This window comes from Desulfosporosinus meridiei DSM 13257 (assembly GCF_000231385.2).
Classification (GTDB): domain Bacteria; phylum Bacillota; class Desulfitobacteriia; order Desulfitobacteriales; family Desulfitobacteriaceae; genus Desulfosporosinus; species Desulfosporosinus meridiei.
The window spans coordinates 3644806-3666295 of the sequence record NC_018515.1; the positions used below are offsets into that span (position 1 = coordinate 3644806).

Consider the following 21490-nt stretch of genomic DNA (forward strand, 5'->3'; position numbering starts at 1 on the left):
CTGGAAGGTTTATACTTATACTGTCGACAAAAAAGGAGGAGGAAATGTGTACACAATCGGACAGTTTTCTAAAATTGGAAAGGTCTCAACTAAAACCCTCCGATATTATGATCAAATTGACCTATACAATCGAAGACCTGCCTCTGAAAATGTAAATTTTCAGAGGCAGGTCGTTTTCTGCTACGAGACAGACTTCTAGGCAGCGGGATTCGGCTCAACGACAGCTTCCCGTGCTCTAATATCCGGCAGAGTAACAGCCAGAATAATTCCCAGAATTGGCAGCAGACTGATTATGTTTATAGTTAAGGGCAGACCAAAGTGGTCAGCGATTCCTCCAAGTAAGGTAACTCCAATTGAACCCATACCGACTCCAAAACCTAGCAGCATACCGGAAGCAAGTCCAATATTATTAGGCAGTAATCTTTGACCGAATACCACAGTGGTTGAAAAAGTCGAGATCAGTGCTGCTCCGACAATAAAAGCCAAAACAGGGATCAAAGTGCTGTTTAAATGCAAAAAGGGATAGATTGCAATTAGGCTAACAATCATAGAAACCAGCAGCCCGTTTTTTCCTCCAAAACGGTCGGCAAAAGGCCCGCCCAAAATCGTACCTACTGCCCCTGCAATCAAAAATATACTGACTATATATTCAGGATCAGAAATTCCCCTAAAGCTTGGAAAATAAAACGGGATAAAATAAACCAGACCGGATTGTATCCATGATCTTATGGTTACATACAGCAGCAATAAGATTAGGCTTCCGATCCTAACCTTGCTTTTTACTCCTTGTTTTGTATTCTTTTTCTGTTTGTGGCTTTTTTCTGCCAAGATGGCCTTATATCTGGGCAGTAAAAACAAGAAGAGCAGCGCGGCCAAAGCCCCGGGGATCATAACACCTTGAATCGACTTCAGTCCGGCAAAACTTAAAACAAAAACGGCCAGCATGGGACCAAGACCAAAGCCGAGATTACCTCCCACAGAGAAAATTGCCATCGATGACCCCGCTTTGCTGTCCTCGCTGAGAAAATGGGCTAACTTCGATCCTTCCGGATGATAGCCCGCTACCCCGATACCGCTTAATAGTACCGCCAGCAACAATAGTCCGTATGAGTGAACCATGCCTGTCAAGGCCAAACCAAAACCTGAAAGAAATAGACTAACGGGCATTAACCAAGGCATACTATATCGGTCGCTGAGTACTCCGAAAATCGGCTGGATAATAGCTGAACTAAAGGTAAATGCAAGGGCGATTATACCAACTTGAAAATAGCTGAGATCAAAACTTTTCGCTAACACAGGTGTTAAAATCGGCAGGATCCCCTGACCTAAATCCACAACTAAATGACCAATACTCAAAAAGATTAAATACAAATTGCTCAAATTACTGCGCCTCTTTCTCAGATTAAAAAACTATTCCATAGGATAATCTCGACCAATCTTAGAATACTCCTAATCAATCCCTTCGTCTAGACTAAAAATCATGCTCCTCCACAACAAGAGTTTTGTATAGTTAAATAGTACACTAATGTGTTCGCCTTTGGTGAGATGCGATAAGCCACTGTTTCACTATGAAACGGTGGCTTATCGCATCTCACTTTTCAAAACTTCGATAGGATCGGGCCTCCAATCTCCGCTTTTTTCATTAGCATCTCCTGATACCTGTCTAAAACATTATCCAACTCTTGACTTGCGGCTACAACTGCCGGATCCGTATAAGCTCTTCCCTCTTTTGTCTTAATCACGTTCAGGCGTAATTCTTCAATTAGGATTATTAATTCGTCGATCTCCGACATATTATCCTCCGTCAATTTTTATTTTGGAGATTAGGGCACCCAAAAATTAAGTCCTCGGCAATACCGAGGACTTAATTTTATGTCTTAGGATTGAAAGAAAAGTAAACAAATAGGGGTAGAGCTTAGGACAGCCCTCCTCCAATTTTTTAACGTTCTTCACCTTAACTCCAGTTCAACCTATACCCGGTAATTTAGGTGCGGTTTAAGTTTAATACTATGTGAACCTTCACTCTGATAGTAACTCTCACGATTTATAAAAAATAGTCCAATCAAACATTAAAACGTTGCTAATTCTTTTAGCAGTTTTAACACCTGGGTTTTTGTTGCCTGACTCGATTTCTGCATAGTATGATCTGCTTATTCCTGCTTTATTTGCAACTTGTTGCTGTGTTAAATTCCCCCGATATTTTACTAGCCACAGCCTTGTCTTGCCAAATTCAGCCACAATCCTCCCCCTTTGTTACGTTGCGTAACACGACGCGAATTATCTTAATAATACAGTCGCAATTCGCGACTGTCAATGTTTTTGTTGAGATTCGCAACACATATTTTAAATGTCGCTTATTGCGACTATACTATATAAGAGAGGAGGGATGTTTGTAATGTTAGGAAAAAGGCTGCAACAGCTAAGAAATAAATTCGAACTCACACAAGAGGAACTAGCAAAAATTCTTTGTATGTCCCGAAGTACATATGCACAGTATGAAGTAGATAGACGTAAACCTGATTACGATACTCTACATAGAATTGCCGATTATTTTAAAGTCTCAATTGATTTCTTATTAGGACGGACGGAATATTCTATAATTGAAGAATGCTGTCTTCCAAGCAGACTAAAGATGATACGCGAACTAAATGATATCTCATTAGAACAATTAGCCGAAGGTCTTAACCTATCTCTAAACGACATCTCACAATTTGAAACAGGCGAAAAATATCCCACCCCCTCCACTTTGAAAGTTTTGGCAGAATGCCTGAACTGTTCTGTTGACTTTCTTCTCGGACGTATCACTGAACCAAGACCCTATTTATTTGAAAGCCAACAAGGTTACAGTACTTTAGACGCTTACGGTTCGGACGACCCATTGCAGGATCTGCCAGAAGAAGCAAAAAAATCCCTCGCAGAATTCAAAGAATTTATTCTTAATAAATATCGCAAAGAAAATTAGGACTGACAGAACAGCTGGGATCCTCTTATTTCTGTGGTACCACTATTAACAATATACCTCTTCAATTCTTATCCTTTAAAGTTTCGATGTATTCGCCCCCCCAAATTGCCAATTCGACCAATACTTTTTTAAACTTTATCCCGATATCACTTAAAGAGTATTCGACTTTTGGTGGGACTTGGGGATATATCTTTCTTTCAATTAATCCGTTCTCTTCCAAAGCGCGTAACTGTTTAGTCAGTGTTGACTGGGTTAAATCAGGCAACTGCCGCTGCAACTCTCCAAAGCGCATGGTCTTTTTTCCGAGATGGTAGAGAATCATTATTGACCACTTACCAGATAGAACCTTTTGTGCTGTCATATAAGGGCATTTCCCAAATAAATCCTTTTCTGCTTCCATAGTCTCCTCCCAATGGTATCTTTCTAGATACTATGTATGATAAATAATCGTACTTGTTATTTCAAGACTTTTATTGTAAATTTGTTGTATAAATTTGAAAGGAGATTTCTTTAATGCAAGAAGTTTTTGAGTTCTTAAAGAAGTGCCAGACCTATTACTTAGCTACAGTTGATGGAGATCAGCCACGAGTTCGTCCCTTCGGAACCGTCAACATTTTTGAGGGTAAGCTTTATATTCAGACCGGTAAGGTAAAGGACGTTTCCAAGCAAATGATAGCAAATCCCAAAATTGAGATTTGCGCTTTTAATGGCCAAGAATGGATTCGCATTCAGGCCGTGGCTGTAGAGGATGACCGTATTGAAGCAAAGGAGAGTATGCTGGAAAGCTATCCTTCATTACAGTCCCGGTATTCGGCGACAGATTCCAACACGCAGGTATTGTATCTGAAGGATGCAGTAGCTACAATAGCTACCTTTGTCGGTGAACCAAAAGTAATTAAGTTCTAAATTACGATTTAAACTCCATTAAACTTACAAGCCACCGTTTACTGTGAACGGTGGCTTGTTGTTATTCCTCTTGATTTTAAGGTCTATCCACTCCAAGGTACTCCTATGCCGAAAATCATCGCCCATTGAAATACAGCCCGGCAGATCTGGAAAATATACAGCAAATACCCCATCAGTAGAGAGTTCAAAAATGGCTAGCTTCCCAATCAGAAAAATATAAATTCATTTCATTTATGAATGTATTCATTTTTGATTGACAGTCTTAATACTTATGAATATAATACAAATATGAACATATTCATATTTTGAGGAGGATACAATATGTCTGTTTCTGAAAAGGCTGTTATGATGATGAAAAATGGGTTTTTATGCAGTCAGTCCGTTTTTGCTGCACTAAGTGAAGAACTTGGCTTAGAACGAGAATTAGCCTTAAAGATTTCAACTGGTCTAGGTGCAGGAATATCCTGTCAAGGTGATATTTGTGGGGCTGTTAGTGGAGGAATTTTAGCCATAGGATTAAAACACGGGAACCATGAGGGCCTCTCCGACCCAGACTCTCAAGGGAAAACTTTCTATCTTACCCAAGAGCTAATCGAGAAGATTAAAGCAAAGCATGGATGTTATACCTGCAAAGATCTTACGGGTTTAGATTTTACAAAGCCGGAAAACGTTAAACTTGCCCATGAGTCAGGGATATTTGAAAAAATATGTAGTCACGTAATTAGAGATTCCGTACAGATTGTAGAAGAAATTTGGAAATAATACCTCAATGATAATTTGAAAATGCATACCTGACAAATTCTATTGCATAGGTATGCATTAAATCCTCCACAAGATTTTACGCTCCATACTCAAACGCTATAGAACGGTTATGTTAACATTTGACGATGATTGAATAACTGTCTATAATTAGCAATGAATAAATTCATTGTTGAATTAGCTTTGTTGGAGATAAGCTTACGGAGGACTTAATGGATCGCAGACAAAGGAAAAAACTGCAGGTGCAGAAATCGATTGTTGATGTGGCAATTAAACTGTTCATAGAAAAAGGCGTTGATGAAACAACTGTGGCTGAAATTATGGAAGGTGCTGATTTTGGTATAGGTACTTTTTATAACTATTTTCAGTCTAAAGAAGACATCCTCAAATATGCCCTGGCTGAGAAAATCAGTGAGGTTAAACGGTCTCTGGAAGAGCTGAACCAATCGTCGGCTAATCCCCCACAAAAAATCTCTCAGCTTTTATTGATTTTAGGCAAGATATTTGAAGAGAATCAACAATTATTTAAATTATACCGTAACCAGTCACTATCACCAATACAACCGCCCCATGGTCCGGAGTTTAGAGATTTTTTAGTAAATGTTATTCGGGAGGGGCAGGAAAATGGAGAATTTAGAGTCACTATTCCAATTGAAATGGTGACAGAGATGTTCATGGGCCTGATCCAATCCGCTATAACCAGCCGTTCACTAATCCCTTTCCAAGAGAACCTTGAATACAAATTAGATTTATTTCTGGAGGGACTAACGGAGAAAAAATAGCACATCTACTTAAACTATACAAGCCACCGTTGCACTGAACGATGGCTTGTTGTTATTCTTATAGCTCTTGGCTCTATTGGTGAAGACTTTTTATGCACTCATTTAAGTAAGTCTTCAAGATTTATACTAAACCCCTTCAAAACCTCGGAATGGGCTATCCCTGTTTCCTTCAATACCTCTACTTGGTGATACTGCCCTTCCTCATTTAAAACATAGATTTGTACAGTATTCAAAAGAGGATTGACAATCCAATATTCTTTAACTCCATATTGCATATATAAATTGAGTTTTTTAACGAGATCATGAGCTTGATTTAAAGGAGATAAAATTTCAATGATAAGTTCAGGTGAACCAACATACTTGTTTTCCGCAAGTTTCGTTTTATCACAGATAACTGATAAATCTGGAATAACAACCTTGGTTTTTTCAGACTGATCCCCTTGGTCATCATCAGCTGTCCTAAGTTCAATGTCAAAGGGTGCAGGAAATACTTCGCATTCTTTTCCTTCAAGGAAATTGAATAACTTTGCATGTAATCTACTGGAAATCCTTTGATGTTTCGTCGAAGGAGATGGAGTCATATACACGACCCCATCAATGTATTCCAATCTGCTCTCGGAATTTTCCCTGAGTTTGTTATATTCGGCTATTGGTATGGCTTGAGGTTCAATTAAGCTCAAAATATACACCCCTCATCTGCAAAAATTGATATTATTACCATATTATAACACAAATCACCTATACATTCTATTGATATCCTCTTCAACTTCCTTTTGAAATTGTTGCATAAGATTTCGATTTCAGTCCCATGTAAAATTAACCTGCGCCCAAACATCAAGTCCCCGGCAATACACCCTACGTTCCATCACACTTAATCTTTTCATCTAGCGGAGCTAAATTAACATCTCTGTTGGATGAATTACACCTTCTCTTTTTTAAAAGAAAATTGTTATTATCTTTTAGCGTTAACATATTCAATAGCTTCCTTGCCAGTTATGTGCTCGACGTCAATTGCAACCATATAAGATCGCGTACATCCGGATATTTCTTTATGCTTGGCTTCTTCAGGTTGATCTGCTGAATACTTTTCAACTAAAGCCTCAAAAGCTTCCAGCCTTTCATCACCTTCGACAATTCTAACTTTACCCAAAGCTATAACGCTGCGGAAATAAGAAGTAAAATTTTCACTTACTATGGTATCTTCATCTATTACTGAAAAAGATACCTTTGGGTTCTTCGTAATAGCATCTATTTTATGTCCGGCTTTGGCTGAATGAAAATAGATTTTGTCATTCAAATAGACATAGCTAAGTGGAACTGCGTAAGGATAATCTTCATCACCTAAGCACGCCAGGACACCATTTGTGCATCTGTCCATTACAGCTACGGTGTCTTCCGTTGATAATAATTGCTTACATCTTCTCATTTCTCTAAACATTAATTATTTCCTCACTTTCATTGACTAACTTCCATCCCACTATGCTTTAGGTGAACTGGATTGCTCTTCTGTTGTGTGCGGATCGGAGAAAAACTATACAGAAGTAAGTTTCAACCCTAAAATACCCACTAGTATTAAGCAAATAAATACAATTCGCGGGATATTGACGGGCTCATTGAAAAGAAATATACCCATTAATACTGCGCCTAAAGCACCAATTCCTGTCCAAATAGCGTATGCCGTGCCAATTGGGAGTGACCTAATAGCAAGTGACAATAAATAAAAGCTGACTACCATGCCTCCCAATGTAATCAAAGATGGGAATAATTTTGTAAATCCATGAGAGTATTTAAGCCCTATTACCCAAATCACTTCAAAAACTCCTGCAATTACCAAATAAGTCCAAGCCATGTTTTCACCTCCATTACAAAAAATAAAGCCTGAAAGATACCATCTTGATATCTCCCAGGCTTTTATCCTTCCGTGACACAGCTATAAAACTGTGAGTTCTCTCTTGGTCACAGGCCAGTTAAAACTGCGGAACCCTAGAGAACTTTTGTTATTAACTTTTTATAAGACAAAACTCTTTCAAACCGACCATTAGTATATATTTATTTAATCCATAAGTCAATATCCCTTGTATGGTGAATTATCCTACCTCTTCGGTAGAGAGTTGGGTATTGGTTTTTTACTGGTGTTATAAAGTCTTAAGCCACCGTTGCACAGTGAACGGTGGCTTGTTATTTCACATCTTAAATCACATCAAAAAGGCTCATCTGATCACTTTCCGGAATTCCCTTAAAGCAGCCGAATTTCCGCAGTGAATCGATAGTAGCATTCCCGATCTTAGCCCTTTTCTTCACATCCTCTATGGAGTTGAAGGGTTTTTCTTGGGCGGCATTATAAAGACCTTCCGCTGCCACAGTCCCCATACCTGAGATACTGTTGATAGGCGGTCGTATGCCCTCCTCCTCCAGCAGGAATTTTGTGGCATGGGATTTGTATAAATCAATGGGCAGGAATTTAAAGCCCCTTTCATACATTTCCAAAACCAATTCCAAGTCATCGTACATATCCTTATCTTTTGGGGTGGCAGTGTTACCCAGCTCCTCAATCTCTTTCATTTTGCTCTTAACCTTTTCTTTGCCGAAGATCATATATTCAGCGTCAAAGGCCTTGGCTCGAATGGTGAAGAAGGCTGCGTAATAAGCCTGGGGTATGTGCACCTTAAACCAGGCTATGCGGAAGGCCATCATGACGTAAGCTGCAGCATGGGCTTTAGGGAACATGTATTTGATTTTTCGGCAGGAATCGATATACCATTCCGGTACCTTATGCTCCCTCATCAAGGCTTCATATTCCGCCCATTTTTCAGGGTTGGATAAAGCTTTTCCTTTACGCACCAGCTCCATGATCTTGAACGCTGTATTAGGCGGCAGGCCTTTTTTAATTAAATAGGTCATAATTTCATCCCGGGTACAGACGGCTTCACTTAAGGTCACGGTTCCCGCATCAATTAAATCCTTGGCATTTCCCAGCCAGACATCCGTCCCGTGGGAAAGTCCGGATATACAAATTAAATCCTCAAAGGCTTTTGGCCTGGTATCTAAAAGCATTCCTCGAACGAACTTCGTACCAAACTCCGGAATGCCGAAGGTTCCGACCTTGGAATTGATCTGCTCCGGGGTTACCTTTAAGGCTTCAGTAGAAGAGAATATGGACATGGTCTCTGGATCATCCATGGGTATCTTTTGCGGATCCACACCAGTAATATCCTGGAGCATTCGGATGACCGTCGGGTCGTCATGCCCTAGGATATCCAGTTTTAAGAGATTAGAATCAATGGAGTGATAATCGAAATGGGTGGTTATGATATCCGAATTAGAGTCATCGGCAGGATGCTGGACGGGACAGAATTCAAAGATTTCCCGTCCTTTCGGCACGACGATGATTCCGCCCGGGTGCTGTCCTGAGGTTCTTTTGATCCCGGTGCAGCCCTTGGAGACTCGCAGAGTTTCTGCCTTGCTAACGGTACGGTTTTTTTCCTCATAATACTTTTTCACATAGCCGAAGGCTGTTTTTTCGGCGATGGTACCGATGGTTCCGGCCTTAAAGGTTGTACCCTTGCCAAAAATTACTTCGGTATATTTATGGGCCTTGGCCTGATATTCTCCTGAGAAGTTTAAGTCAATATCCGGCTCTTTATCGCCATTGAAGCCTAGGAAGGTCTCGAAGGGGATATCGATGCCATCCTTGGCCAGCTTTTCTCCGCAAACCGGACACTCCTTATCCGGTAAGTCAAAGCCGATTTTAGCCCCATAATCGGAGAAGTCCGAATACCGGCAGCCGGGGCAGCGGTAGTGAGCCTGCAGGGCATTGACTTCCGTAATCCCGGTCATATAGGCAACCACCGAGGAACCCACGGATCCTCGCGAGCCCACCAGATAGCCATCCTCATTGGATTTCCAGACCAGCTTTTGAGCGATGATATACATAACAGAAAAGCCATTTTTGATGATGGAATCCAGCTCTCTGTCCAGCCTTTGCTGAACAATTTCCGGCAGGGGGTCTCCATAGAGGGCATAGGCCTTCTCATAGGTAATATCCTTAATCGTCTGCTCGCAACCTTCAATATGAGGCGCGCACTTCTCCGCTGAAATAGGACTGATCTGCTGGCACATATCGGCTATCAGATTGGTGTTGGTTACAACCACTTCATAGGCTTTTGCTCCTCCTAAATAGGAAAACTCCTCCAGCATCTCCTCGGTGGTTTTCAAATATAAGGGGGCCTGATTATCCGCATCTTTAAAGCCTTGACCGGCTTCCAGAATTCGCCGATAGATCTCATCTTCCGGATCGAGGAAGTGAACATCCCCGGTGGCCACCACAGGCTTGTTTAGTTTTTCACCCAGAGCTACAATTTTGCGGTTGATTTCCTTTAAATAGTCTTTGTCCGGTACCTGCTCGGTTCTGACTAGATAATCATTGTTCCCGAGAGGCTGGATTTCAAAATAATCGTAGGCCTCGGCAATTGCTTCAATTTCCTCATTGGATTTTCCCAGTAAAATGGCCTGGTAAAGCTCACCCTCACTGCAGGCACTGCCCAGAATTAAACCTTCAGAGTATTTTTTAAAGAGGCTCTTTAAAATCCGTGGTTTTTTATAAAAATAATCCAAGTGAGAATAAGAAACCAGCTTATATAAATTCTTTAAGCCCACATAGTCCTTGGCTAAGATGATGGCATGATAAGTTTTAAGCTTCTTATACTCCACGCTCTTGGCGTCTGCATCGGAACCATAGCGATCAATATCCTCAAGGGTTTCCGCTCCCCGTTGCTTAAGCTTTTCCAGCATAACCTTAAAAACTTTCACCGTGGTATCCACATCATCTAAGGCCCTGTGAGCTACCTCCACCTTGAAGCCCAGGTTCTTAGCGATTCTGCCTAATTTATAGGTTTTAAAATCCGGAAAGAGCTCCTTGGCCAAGGACAAGGTGTCCAAATAGGTGTAATCAAAGCTATAGCCTAAGACCCTGGCATTATGCTTTAAAAAACCGATATCAAACTCAGCGTTATGAGCCACCAAAACGCTTCCCTCAATAAATTCCAGTAGTTTAGGAAAGACCTGGTCGATGGTTTCGGCATCTTTTACCATATCATCCGTGATGTTGGTAACCTCTACAACCCTTGCCGGAATCGGCTTTTCCGGATTTACAAAACAGCTGAACTCGTCGATGACCTTGCCATCTTGGAGTTTCATAATTCCTATTTCAGTGATTTTTTCCGTTACTGCTGAGAAACCGGTGGTTTCCAAGTCCAACACGCAATAGGTAGTATCAAGGTTTTGGCCTTTGGCGTTGGTTAGGGAGGACTTTTTATCCGGTGCCAAATACGCTTCCACACCATAGATAACCTTCATGTTCGGATTATCTCGACCTAAGAGCTTGTGAGCCTCGGGAAATGACTGCACTACGCCATGATCCGTAATGGCAATAGATTTCATCCCCCAGCTCATAGCTCTTTTTATCAGATCGGTAGCACTGGTCATGGCATCCATTTGACTCATCTGGGTATGCATGTGCAGCTCGACCCGCTTCTCCTCTGCTCTATCCTGCCGCTGAGCTTTCTTCCTGCCTGCTGTTTCTACGATGGTATTGGCAATCAGCTCAATTTCCCCGGAAAACTGGCTAAAGCCGGCATTTCCTGCCAGCTTGACGCCCTTAGCCTTTTTCAGCCGGGATATTATCTCACCATCTTCACCGGGCTTGATGAAAGCCTTACAGGTCATGGAACTTGAGCCGTCATATAAATCAAAGGATATTAAGGTTTTTCCACTTCTTAATTCCTTGGCTTCGATATTGGATAGCTCACCCTGGATAGCTACCCTGCCTTCATCCGGTGTGATGTCCGTAATTTTAATGACCGTGTCCTTGATCGTCGAGTTTCGGCCTAAGATCAAGGAAGGATCACTTTTTTTTCCGTCGTCCCCTTTAGCTTCCGACTTTATTGGCGTAGCTTCCATAGGGGATTCAGTGACTGGTGCAGCAGCAACTTGCCTTTGCAGAAGCATAGCCTCATTCGCTTCCGTAGCTTCTTGTAATCTTTTTAATTCTTCACTGCTCACATCATCGACAAAATTAATTTGGTAGGCAGCCCCGTAGAGATTTTTTATAGTCTCCTGAATTTTTTTGTCATAACCTCTAGCTTTTAATAGATAGGAAACTGCCGTTTTAAATGTAAATTTGATCACATGATTTTCTATTTCATAATCACAACTTCTAAGCGCTCCATTTAAAATGGGATGCTTATTGGCTAACAATGACAAAATATGTTTGAGTTCCTCTTCTAAGTCTTTTTTCTGGGTTCCCTCAGGGTAAACTACCGTGATGATTGAATCGTCTAAGGCCAATCGTTCTCTGATAAACCGATTGAGGGATTCAATTTCTCTTGTTTCAATATATTTATCAGAGCTGATTTTCATCTCCAAGGTTTTCGTACTTTTAGTTAAGACCACTGCTTGTACAATAGCAGTATTGAGGTTACCCTCTGCTTCATAATCACTAAAAATTTCATTTATATGTTTCATGTACTTTGTCAGTCTCTCCTAAAATTTTTTGAAGGTTGTAGCCATGGAAGGCAAAAGCCAGTATTAATTTCTGCCGCATCTAATCTTATCATTAATGACCTTCCTCTGAAAAGGTAAATTTGTCCGGGATCTTTACCCAAGGAAATAAAACAAAGCCAAAGTATAATAGCCGAAGGAAATATGCACAATGGTTATGATTATATTTTTCGGTTTCCTACGTGATATTTTATATGGTTATATTGGGTTTTCTTCTTCATAGAAAGATATATCTTCGACTTTAGAAGGTTATTTCAGTGTATTTAAATATATCGCGGCCGAGGCCAAAAATATCCGTTAATGTGATAACATAATAGTTAAAAAGAAAACTATAGCAGCCGAAGGGAAATATAAGATGACCAATCAAAATTCAGCCGACATCATTGCTAAGTTTGACCAAGTTTATCCCGTATATGCCGATTTTACAAATGTCACCGAAAACTTGTTAAAAGGAATACTTCAGCTTAAGGCCATCAACGTTCACTCCATCACTTCCCGGGTAAAAAGCAGGGAAAGCTTAAAGAGAAAGGTCAATCGGGAAGACGATAAATACACAAAGCTAGAGGACATCACCGATTTAGCCGGGATTCGGATTATCACCTATTTTGCTGACCAAGTGGATCTTATCGCAAGTTTCGTGGAGGAGGAATTTGAAGTAGATCGTTCAAATTCCGTGGACAAGCGGGAATTGATTGACCCTGAGAAATTTGGCTATCTATCCCTTCATTATGTCGTCAAACTCCCCTCCTTTAGGCTCCAGCTTATTGAGTACCAACGCTTTAAAGATTGCAAGTTAGAAATTCAAGTCCGCTCCATTCTTCAACATACCTGGGCCGAAATCGAACATGACTTAGGGTATAAAAATGAACACGCTGTGCCTCGAGAAATCCGAAGAAGCTTCTCGCGACTAGCCGGATTGCTGGAGCTAGCGGATGAAGAGTTTATCAAGATTCGTTCCAACCTGGCTAATTACGAGGCCGAAGTTGAAGCTCAAATTGAGAAGACCCCCACCACGGTGCTTATCAATCAGGCATCGCTAAAATCCTATGTTCTGAAATCCCAACAGATCCGTGAACTCGACCAGAAGATTAGCTATATCGTTAACGCTGATTTGGAATTAAAGGATCGTTTTTTTGGCTATCTGACAACGGTCTTTAGTTACCTGGGAGTAAAAACCATTGGGGAACTCGATAAAATCGTTCAAGACATCGGGGATGATCTCTTAAATTTCCCTCGCAATGGACTCAAAAACAAACAAGGGGAGAAGGTCAATTGGGGTACCTGTTTATTCTACTTAGCTTATGCCATCGTCGGCCGAAGAGGTTCCCCTAAGCAAGTAGCTGATTATCTTGAGCACTTCAAAATCGAGACGCCTGAAAGCCGGCAAGAGCTCATTCAACAAATCCTGACGGCCTATTCTTCGAAACCTTAAGAAAGGTCCTATCTCAAACTACCCTCTCAACTGCCTTTTCCATGAAACATACAGTAAAGGGTAAATGCTCATATTTCTTCAACCCAGTCTCTCTGAAACCATATAATTCATACCAATCTTTCAGTACTGAATTCTCATCCATAATACCAATAGATACTTTCTTTGCTCCTTGAGCCTTTGCATAATTAAAGACAAAATCTATTAAAACTTTACCATACCCTTTATGCCTATATTCCGGCAACACAGATAATCTTTCTAAGTAGAAACTATCATCAGCCTTTTCAATTGCTACAAATCCAATTTGATTGCTATTTTCAAACAAACCAAACATAGCGATCCCCTTATTTTTCATCTTTATAAGGTTTTCCAAGTTTATGAATGCAGGATTTGATGAACAATTTTCTTCAGTTAGGTTAAACTCTCTCGCAACTGTAGTGAATGAATTCTTGATAACATTTAGGCTACACACCAGACTAGCCTCGTCCATGATTTCATTAATACTAATTTTCTCAAGAGTCATACGATATCACCTTTCTATTTAGCAGATATTGGCTGCACAATGCCAGCCAATGAGCTTCTCTCTACATCTAGTATACATAGAGTTACCGATAATTTATATTATGGAGCAAAAAAAATGAGTTATAAAATATTGCTATTTGATTTAGATGATACATTGTTAGATTTCACTGCAAACGAAATTTATTCGTTAAACAAATTGTTTCATCAACATGGATATACTTTTTCGGATGAGCTGTTTGGAGTATACAATTCCGTCAACAAACAACTGTGGACTGATTATGAAAATGGAACTATTGCCTTAGAAGAAGTATTAAATTCCAGGTTTTCAGAAACCTTGTTGAAATTGGGCAAAACTGTGGATGGTATAGAATGGGAAAATCAATATCGAGAACTTCTAGGCAATGGGCATCAACTGATGGACGGAGCTTTTGAATTGTGTCAGAGTTTATCTGTGTCCCATAGACTGTTTGTCATTACAAATGGAATAACCAAAACTCAGATAAAGCGTTTGAAGCATGCGGGACTATATAGGTTTTTTGAAGATATATTTGATTCTCAAAGCATTGGATTCCAAAAGCCATCAAAAGAGTTCTTTGATTATGTAATTGGTCATATCAAGGATTTTGAAATCAGGGAAGCGCTTATTATCGGGGATTCCTTAAATACCGATATTAAAGGTGGCCTTCTGTCCGGAATAGATACCTGTTGGATCAATAGCAGATTGCAAAAATGCTCTGCGGAAATTCAAAGCACCTATACAATCACAAGTTTAACAGAATTATGTGCTATTTGCGGCCTTGAGCATAATGCCTAGTGATTGAACGGACTGCCCCAAAATCGGAAAACGTTTCCGATTTTGGGGCAGCATGGGCTGTATAAAATGTTTACCCTATCCGCACTCTGCCCCGAACTACCCCTAAAGGGGTTGCTCATCCTTAGTTATTAACACCCTTCCTATAACCAGGATAATGAACAGACTTAGGATCATGGGAATCAGGATCACCATAACTCCATAATAGCTCGTTCGTAAATTTTGCTGGTTATTAAGCTCCGTTGTATTTTCAACAGCTGGCGTGGCAGTGAATTTAACCGTTTGCTTGATTTCCTCCTGACCCCCTGGCAAGGATACAGTAAGCTTAGCCTGCAGGTTTAGGGGTTTAAAATTATCACAGCGCAGCATAAGGACACTGCTCTTCTCCTGGGAAGCCTTAAACTGAGCGAAGAGCTTATTTCCACTCATGCTAACAAAGGATTGTCCACCCGTCCTCTCACCAATTTGATCAGCTGCGTTCCTAAAATCCTCATCTATAGAGGCCTGCTGGCTTAGAATTAAGGTATAAACAGGCAATCTGTCAACATCAAGATAGTTTTTCAGGTCATCACAACTGAGACAGTCTCCTTCAACCCCGCCGTCGGTTACAAGTATAATAATCCGCCGGGAAGGGATGTCTGGGGCTGTCCTACCTCGGTCATAAGCTTCCCTGATCCCCGAATATATATAGGTTCCTGCCGAGGCATCCAAAGATAAGGCATTTTGAAGGTTTCTACTCACCTGATCTGAAGAATCATTGCTCATAAAATCCTTGACCAGTTGCAATTTGTTGCTCACACTAAAAACAGCTATTTTGTCCTCTGAACTGACAAAGCTAAATAACTCTTTCAATATACTCTGAACTTCACTTAAAGAGTTTTGCATTGATGCCGATGTATCGACTAGAACCAGGTAGGCCGTATTTTCAGCAACTTTGTTTCCGTTCTTAACAGACTGAATGTCCGTTATTTGAGCTGGAGTATCATTAAGTTTAATGCTCAAATTCTTTTTTAGTTTGCTGTTATCCAGATTAACGTTTTCTAATTCCACAAATAACTTTAGATTTGGTAAGTTCGACTCTACTTGAGTAATTCTCAGTTTCGAATCACCGGCTGCCCTGCTGACGTCGGCAACCATCAGGATTGTCAGCATTAACAGCACTAGACTACGAAGGGTTCTTCCTTTTACAGTCCCAATTGAGCTCCTCCCCTCAAGCTAAATGACATTGTTATACTATGCTTTGGAGGAGTAAATTTAGATTAACAAATACTGTCATAAACGATATCTAAAGAGAAATTTATAGTCTTGATAATCTTTATGTAACTGTAAGCTAAAGGAACTTAACTGTACTTTTGATCACAAAAAACTAGCCCCAAGACAGGGCTAGTTTTTTCATTTATAAAATTAAGTCATCTTTCGCATAGGCTACCCTCCCTTGTCCCATTATATCTTGGATATGAGTCGCAAGAAGACTCATGGTAATATTTTGCAATCCGGTTTTTAACCAGGATGTGAATTACGTTCTTAAGTCATTAATAAAGAACTATTCAGATCTCTTCCTTCTAACCTTTTAGGAATACTTTCCCTTCATCCCCATCGACATCAACTTTCCAGCCCTCTTGAATGACTGTCATGACACCGGGTATATTCACCACGGCGGGAATCCCATATTCTCTGGCCACGATGGCACCGTGGGACAGGAAACCTCCGGTTTCCATAATCACGGCACTGGCTTTTAAAAACAATGGCGTCCAACCGGGATCGGTGGATGGTGCTACCATAACATCTCCCGGCTGCAGCCTGTTTCCTTCAGCTGGATGACTGATCAATCGAGCTTTGCCGGAGGCTTTTCCGGAGGCAACAGGAACACCTGTCAGGAAATTACCGGAAGAACGAGGAGAGGCTTCAGTATACTTAGGAGTATCCCCCATAATAATGTCCGGTGGGGCAATTGACTCCATTTCTTTCATAAAGACTTTTCTTTTAGTAATTAAAGCCTTAAGCCCGACACCATTCCATTGACCGTTCAATATGGAAACCAGTTCAGGCCAGGTACAGAAGTAAATATCCGCTGCTTCCTCGATAATAGCCCTTTGACAAAAACGGAAACCTAATTCTTGGGCTATTTTCCGGTATACCTCCATCATCACTGCCAGTACCGATTTAGTCTTTTCCCGCACGGCAGCCCCTTCCTGGGCCTTACTGATGAGTTTTTTGATTGAGGAATGCTTGTTGGATGGCACTATAGTCTCAATTTCCTGCCAAGCATGATCAAACTTTTCTTTTTGCTTTGCCTTCAATTGCCTAAGATCAGCTGTATTGATCGTGCTGCGTATGATGTTTAGCAAATAGGAAGGGTCTTCATTCCATCTGGGATTAATGATATCCAGCTCGTAAACTCCCCGATGCCCATATTCTTTGATAAACTCACGGAAAGCCTGTTTAAAGGCTGACCCTTCAGGTAATCCTTCCCAATCAAGCGAATCAAAGGCTGTGCCATCGAAATATTTAACCGCGTCATTATCCCGCCTGGCAATTTCGGCCAGCTCCACAAGTCTGTAACCATGATCAGCACTAGTTATCCCCGCTGCACCCCCTACCATTAAAGCATTTAAAACCATTGGGGCTCTCTCACCAAAATATTTGCTGAGAATTTTCATCAATCCCCCGATGGGTATCGAGGCTGCTCCACTTAAAAACGAGAATTGCCCTGTGAATTCTATGGAAATCTTATTAAGTTCGTTATACCGTTGAATTAAATCCTTATCTTGTAAATGGCTAAACCCTTTTTGAGTTAAACTCTCAAAGGCGTCCAAGAACCGGGCATGAATTTCTGGGGCTTTTTTTGCCGCTCGGTTAATCAAAATGACACTTTTTATTCCGCGCCACAACCGTTTCATACCCCTTAGCCCTTTATAGGGTTTAGGATCCTTTAACTCTATTTCAGGCTGATGGCCACCCCAACCAATATTGAATTCCCGGGGTAATGCACCCATCGCATCATACATAGCCCATTGCAGAGCTGATAGATTACAATACAGCCGTCCATTGAAAAACCTGGAGAACTGTAAGCCATCCGGCAGGCTGTAACCAATTTCACTATAATTTGATTTAAGAATTTTATCGATAGTAGTAATCGTTAGACGCCGGATGAGTGGTGACAGAACCATTGGAACCGCATCCCTGTAGTTTCCGTTGGACCAAATATCAGGTTGGTTCTTTAAAGCAGCAAAAGTTCTTCTAGGCAAGGAAGTTACCGGTCTGGACTGGACGAGAATAAAATCTCGACCGTCAAAAACCCACTCCACATCCTGGTGTTGGTCACAATCTCCCAGCGCTTCGAAAACCCTTAAAAGAAGTAGGCCCAGTTTTTCAATGTTCTCCTCTGACAACACCTGCTTGCCAGCTAACTCAGGGGTCTTGACAAATTGAGTTCCCCCATCCTGATTGAGACAGGTTAATCCCTCCTTTCTCCCGGATCTCCGCTCAATTAGATGAGGTACTGAGTTCCATGGACTGGCATCCAGATAATAGGTGTCCGGCTCTACACTGCCTGTGACAATCGTTTCGCCTAGGCCAAAGTTTGCATTAATAACTACAATGTTTTGGCGACCGGTCTGGGGATCGCAGGTAAAACCTACTCCTGCAGCTTGAGCTTCTACCATCTCCATCACTACTACACCAGTGATTACCTCGTCATCCCTGATATGTAATTTCCGGCGGTAGGCAATAGCTCGGTTAGACCAGAGAGAGGCATAACACTCTTTCACCGACTTAAAGATATCCATCCCCCGGACATTGAGAAAGGATTCATGGATACCCGCAAAGGAAGCCTTTGCCGAATCTTCCGCTGAAGCCGACGATCTGACAGCCACTGATCTTTCCAGTATTCCTAGAGTATCAAGCTTAGCTTTTAATTCTTCCACGATTAGAGGCGGAATAGTTCCAGCTTTGATTTTAGACCTTAATTGATTCAAACTATCTTGATGATTAGTTTCATCAAGATTTTCCCCGGTAACAGTCTGGGTAATGTTATTAACCATGTCCTGTAGGCAGTTGTACTTGATAAACTCCTCGTAGGCGCAGGTAGTAAGAACCCCTCCGCGAGGAATTTTGAAACCATACTGAGCTAATCTCCCCAAATTCCAGCCCTTGCCCCCAGCCACTTGTACTCCGGATTGAACAGCTTCATCCCAGGTTAAAAAGTACTTTTCAGTACATACTGTCACATAAACCACCCCTTGCTTAAATACTCCTCACGCCGATTTCTATTTTTTAGCACCTTTTCCAATGGCTCCATTCAGAAATAGGTCAACCATCAAAGACATTTCTTTGCGAAGCTCTAACCTAGTCGGATCATTTAACCAATCCATGACCACTGCTCCCCGAAGCATATCTAATTGTTTGACTAGGAGTTTGGCTTGAATATCCTGCCGAATTTCACCCGCCAGCTGGCCCAGCCTAATAATCTCAGTAATAAGACTTTGAGTACCGCCACTGCTGTACCCTTCCCCTTGAAACATATTTTTCAAGCGATAGCCCATTGAAATCCCGATGATTTCCGGGTTAATTTCCACCTGTTCATATACTTTGTCGAGGGTCTCCAGTAAACGTGACCTTGTATCAGGCAGGTCTTGCAATTTATTAATGGTCTCTTGAGTAAACTCCCTGGAAAGGCTTCGGACATGTTCGTCAACAATTGCCTCTTTGACAGGAAAGTGATTATATAGTGTTTTTCTAGCTACGTCAGCTTCTTCCGCAATTTGCTCCATGGTAGTATTGTCAAACCCTTGGCGCTGAATCAAATCCATGGCTGCTCTAATAATTTTCTGCCGTGTTTCCTTTTTCTTACGCTCTATCCTGCCCTCTACCAGCACATCCCTTGGTTCCATTATTACGCCTCCTATGTATTGTTCTTATACAATCCACGAATTATGGGGAGATCAAGTTTTACACCAATTGTAGTATTACACCAAATATACTATTACACAATGTGTATTTACTTAATTATCTCTTTTAATTACTTGTGTGTCAATAGCTTTTTAATCTATAACTTCCAAGAATGTTTTTTTCACTTGAACTACATTAAACTTGTATATAAAGATATAAGCACGTTGAAATGCTGTTAGGCTATCAACGTGCTTATATCTTTATAGGTCATTTACTATTTATATAGGAGTAAAAAGTGAACCTTGATTTGAAGTCTTTACTTGTGGAAAATAAACTATTTTTACGCAGTTGATACACATCTATGGTACCTTCACCTAGTCCGAGATTACCCTTGGGAAGCAATAGTTGGGTAGGTCTTTTTTCTCTGCACTTAGCTAAGTTGTTAACTGAATTAATACATAGGCACAAAAATGTGCGTACTTGTTTATTTCTTCCTAAATATTATAATGAAACTGTCCTTGAACAAATCAAAACTAAGTAACTTATAGGAGACGATGGCTAATGATAAAAGTACTTTCTCTTAATGGCAGTCCTCGAAAGAATTGGAATACTGATACGTTATTGCAAAAAGCCCTTGAAGGGGCTAAATCTGTGGGAGCGCAAACAGAAGCCATTCATTTATATGACTTGAATTTTAAGGGTTGTACCAGCTGCTTTGCCTGTAAAAGGAAGAATTCCAAGTTCGTCGGACACTGTGCTATGAAAGATGACCTAACTGCAGTTCTAGAAAAAGTTCAGCAATCTAATGTTCTCTTGTTGGGATCACCTATCTACTTTGGCAATGTAACCGGTTTAATGCGTTCATTTTTAGAACGTTTGCTATTCTCTAACCTTTCCTATAATGAAGGTCATCGTTCTGTTTTTCCCGGGAAATTATCCTCGGGTTTCATTTATACCATGAATGTCCCCAAGGAGTATATTCACCAAGTCAACTACGAAGCTTTATTTGAACAAAACAAAACTGTACTGCAACTACTTAATGGAACCTCTGAATTTTTGATTTCCGCTGATACTTATCAGTTTGAAGATTACTCCAAGTATGAAGCATCCATGTTCGACGTAAAACACAAGTCCCAGGTCAAAGCTGAGCAGTTCCCCATCGATTGCCAAAACGCCTTTGACCTGGGGGTTCGACTTTCAGGCCTTTAAACTACTTCACTTTGAGTAAAATCTCCCTTTTACCAAATATACGTAATCATTTTGGTATAACTCTTGATCACCAATGGTTTGATTCGTAAAAATTTCGTCAGGTATTATTGCGGAACTGTTACCACCATCTACAACTCTTACTGCCAATAAAAATTCAGTGTCAGAATCACAAAGGATCGGACTGTCATTCTTTTTATTAGTAGTAACACTCTGCTCCATGATTGGTTTCTCTTTTAGCAAGCTACTACCGTTAATTGTAATTCTTGTCTTGTTATCGATATCTTCAAACCTGCATATAATACTCCCGTCCTTAGCTGCCCCTTCATTGATACTCAAAAGCTTACTGGTTTTTTGGCCTTTCTCATAGTATTCAATCCATACTTCTAGCCAGTTGTATTCTATAGGAATTCCATCGTATTCGAAGTAAAAAATATCATCTGGACTACCTCCAATTCCTCTGATAATCTTTTTCTGGGAATCATCAAATTCTATGACTTTGATGATTCCTTTTTCTTGAGAGTTATCAGCTTTTGGCGCTGCATCAGTTACTCCGTTCTCAGGCTGTTCAGTTTTAACAGAACACCCTGTTGTTATCAAACAGATAATTAAAATAGTCAATAATGCTTTTAAACTCTTACTCATTTTATCCCCCCGTTCAGAAA

General features: G+C 40.7%; 20 protein-coding genes, 1 pseudogene and 1 riboswitch. Of the genes and pseudogenes, 8 read left to right on the forward strand and 13 right to left on the reverse strand.

Translation table 11 applies throughout. From position 1 onward, the window contains the following. Positions 1-46: 46 nt before the first annotated feature. Positions 47-124 (forward strand): annotated as a pseudogene (locus DESMER_RS24560) (MerR family DNA-binding transcriptional regulator); the annotation flags it as partial. A gap of 71 nt (positions 125-195) precedes the next feature. Here DESMER_RS24560 and DESMER_RS16830 read toward each other — a convergent pair. The 3 genes from DESMER_RS16830 to DESMER_RS16840 all read right to left on the reverse strand — a co-directional run bounded on the left by DESMER_RS16830 (position 196) and on the right by DESMER_RS16840 (position 2238). Continuing rightward, positions 196-1380: an MFS transporter gene (locus tag DESMER_RS16830; RefSeq protein WP_014904264.1), complete on the reverse strand. Its 1185-nt coding sequence runs from the start codon at positions 1378-1380 to the stop codon at positions 196-198. A gap of 218 nt (positions 1381-1598) precedes the next feature. After that, positions 1599-1793, reverse strand: coding sequence for an aspartyl-phosphate phosphatase Spo0E family protein (locus DESMER_RS16835; protein ID WP_014904265.1), 195 nt, complete (start codon positions 1791-1793; stop codon positions 1599-1601). Positions 1794-2037: 244 nt separating this feature from the next. Beyond that, a complete protein-coding gene (locus DESMER_RS16840) occupies positions 2038-2238 on the reverse strand; it encodes a helix-turn-helix domain-containing protein (protein ID WP_014904266.1) in 201 nt (66 codons plus the stop codon). Between the two features lie 157 nt (positions 2239-2395). On the opposite strand from DESMER_RS16840, the gene DESMER_RS16845 reads away from it, so the two are divergent. Next, positions 2396-2962 (forward strand): helix-turn-helix domain-containing protein, encoded by a 567-nt coding sequence (locus tag DESMER_RS16845; protein WP_014904267.1) that lies wholly within the window; start codon positions 2396-2398, stop codon positions 2960-2962. 61 nt (positions 2963-3023) lie between these two features. Here DESMER_RS16845 and DESMER_RS16850 read toward each other — a convergent pair whose 3' ends face one another. Beyond that, positions 3024-3362 (reverse strand): winged helix-turn-helix transcriptional regulator, encoded by a 339-nt coding sequence (locus tag DESMER_RS16850; protein ID WP_014904268.1) that lies wholly within the window; start codon positions 3360-3362, stop codon positions 3024-3026. Between the two features lie 113 nt (positions 3363-3475). Between DESMER_RS16850 and DESMER_RS16855 the strand changes: the two genes are divergently transcribed. The 3 genes from DESMER_RS16855 to DESMER_RS16865 all read left to right on the forward strand — a co-directional run bounded on the left by DESMER_RS16855 (position 3476) and on the right by DESMER_RS16865 (position 5409). Beyond that, a complete protein-coding gene (locus DESMER_RS16855; RefSeq protein ID WP_014904269.1) occupies positions 3476-3868 on the forward strand; it encodes a pyridoxamine 5'-phosphate oxidase family protein in 393 nt (130 codons plus the stop codon). A gap of 321 nt (positions 3869-4189) precedes the next feature. Further along, a complete protein-coding gene (locus tag DESMER_RS16860; protein ID WP_014904270.1) occupies positions 4190-4630 on the forward strand; it encodes a C-GCAxxG-C-C family protein in 441 nt (146 codons plus the stop codon). 209 nt (positions 4631-4839) lie between these two features. Beyond that, the gene (locus tag DESMER_RS16865) at positions 4840-5409 is read left to right on the forward strand and encodes a TetR/AcrR family transcriptional regulator (RefSeq protein ID WP_014904271.1); all 570 of its coding nucleotides are present in this window, start codon (positions 4840-4842) and stop codon (positions 5407-5409) included. Between the two features lie 98 nt (positions 5410-5507). Here DESMER_RS16865 and DESMER_RS16870 read toward each other — a convergent pair whose 3' ends face one another. The 4 genes from DESMER_RS16870 to polC all read right to left on the reverse strand — a co-directional run bounded on the left by DESMER_RS16870 (position 5508) and on the right by polC (position 11931). Further along, complete coding sequence (locus DESMER_RS16870) at positions 5508-6089, reverse strand: Uma2 family endonuclease (protein WP_014904272.1); 582 nt, start codon at positions 6087-6089, stop codon at positions 5508-5510. Positions 6090-6361: 272 nt separating this feature from the next. Beyond that, positions 6362-6847: a pyridoxamine 5'-phosphate oxidase family protein gene (locus DESMER_RS16875; RefSeq protein WP_014904273.1), complete on the reverse strand. Its 486-nt coding sequence runs from the start codon at positions 6845-6847 to the stop codon at positions 6362-6364. 93 nt (positions 6848-6940) lie between these two features. Continuing rightward, positions 6941-7258, reverse strand: coding sequence for a quaternary ammonium compound efflux SMR transporter SugE (gene sugE / locus DESMER_RS16880; protein WP_014904274.1), 318 nt, complete (start codon positions 7256-7258; stop codon positions 6941-6943). Between the two features lie 49 nt (positions 7259-7307). Beyond that, positions 7308-7407: riboswitch (guanidine-I (ykkC/yxkD leader) on the reverse strand. Positions 7408-7599: 192 nt separating this feature from the next. Next, a complete protein-coding gene (gene polC / locus DESMER_RS16885) occupies positions 7600-11931 on the reverse strand; it encodes a DNA polymerase III subunit alpha (protein ID WP_014904275.1) in 4332 nt (1443 codons plus the stop codon). Positions 11932-12322: 391 nt separating this feature from the next. Between polC and DESMER_RS16890 the strand changes: the two genes are divergently transcribed. Further along, positions 12323-13399 (forward strand): GTP pyrophosphokinase, encoded by a 1077-nt coding sequence (locus DESMER_RS16890; protein ID WP_014904276.1) that lies wholly within the window; start codon positions 12323-12325, stop codon positions 13397-13399. A gap of 13 nt (positions 13400-13412) precedes the next feature. On the opposite strand, the gene DESMER_RS16895 is transcribed toward DESMER_RS16890, so the two are convergent. Next, positions 13413-13919, reverse strand: coding sequence for a GNAT family N-acetyltransferase (locus tag DESMER_RS16895; protein WP_014904277.1), 507 nt, complete (start codon positions 13917-13919; stop codon positions 13413-13415). 114 nt (positions 13920-14033) lie between these two features. On the opposite strand from DESMER_RS16895, the gene DESMER_RS16900 reads away from it, so the two are divergent. Beyond that, on the forward strand, positions 14034-14732 hold the full coding sequence (locus tag DESMER_RS16900; RefSeq protein WP_014904278.1) for a YjjG family noncanonical pyrimidine nucleotidase: 699 nt from the start codon (positions 14034-14036) through the stop codon (positions 14730-14732). A gap of 102 nt (positions 14733-14834) precedes the next feature. Here the strand turns inward: DESMER_RS16900 and DESMER_RS16905 are convergent, their stop codons facing one another. The 3 genes from DESMER_RS16905 to DESMER_RS16915 all read right to left on the reverse strand — a co-directional run bounded on the left by DESMER_RS16905 (position 14835) and on the right by DESMER_RS16915 (position 19621). Continuing rightward, entirely contained in the window at positions 14835-15881 is a 1047-nt protein-coding gene (locus DESMER_RS16905) for a vWA domain-containing protein (RefSeq protein ID WP_014904279.1), read from the reverse strand. 410 nt (positions 15882-16291) lie between these two features. Further along, positions 16292-18958, reverse strand: coding sequence for a PEP/pyruvate-binding domain-containing protein (locus DESMER_RS16910; protein ID WP_014904280.1), 2667 nt, complete (start codon positions 18956-18958; stop codon positions 16292-16294). A 39-nt stretch (positions 18959-18997) separates the two neighbouring features. Further along, positions 18998-19621, reverse strand: coding sequence for a TetR/AcrR family transcriptional regulator (locus DESMER_RS16915; RefSeq protein WP_014904281.1), 624 nt, complete (start codon positions 19619-19621; stop codon positions 18998-19000). 562 nt (positions 19622-20183) lie between these two features. On the opposite strand from DESMER_RS16915, the gene DESMER_RS16920 reads away from it, so the two are divergent. Further along, positions 20184-20828 (forward strand): flavodoxin family protein, encoded by a 645-nt coding sequence (locus DESMER_RS16920; RefSeq protein WP_042334704.1) that lies wholly within the window; start codon positions 20184-20186, stop codon positions 20826-20828. A 6-nt stretch (positions 20829-20834) separates the two neighbouring features. On the opposite strand, the gene DESMER_RS16925 is transcribed toward DESMER_RS16920, so the two are convergent. After that, positions 20835-21470, reverse strand: coding sequence for a hypothetical protein (locus DESMER_RS16925; RefSeq protein WP_014904283.1), 636 nt, complete (start codon positions 21468-21470; stop codon positions 20835-20837). Positions 21471-21490 lie beyond the last annotated feature (20 nt).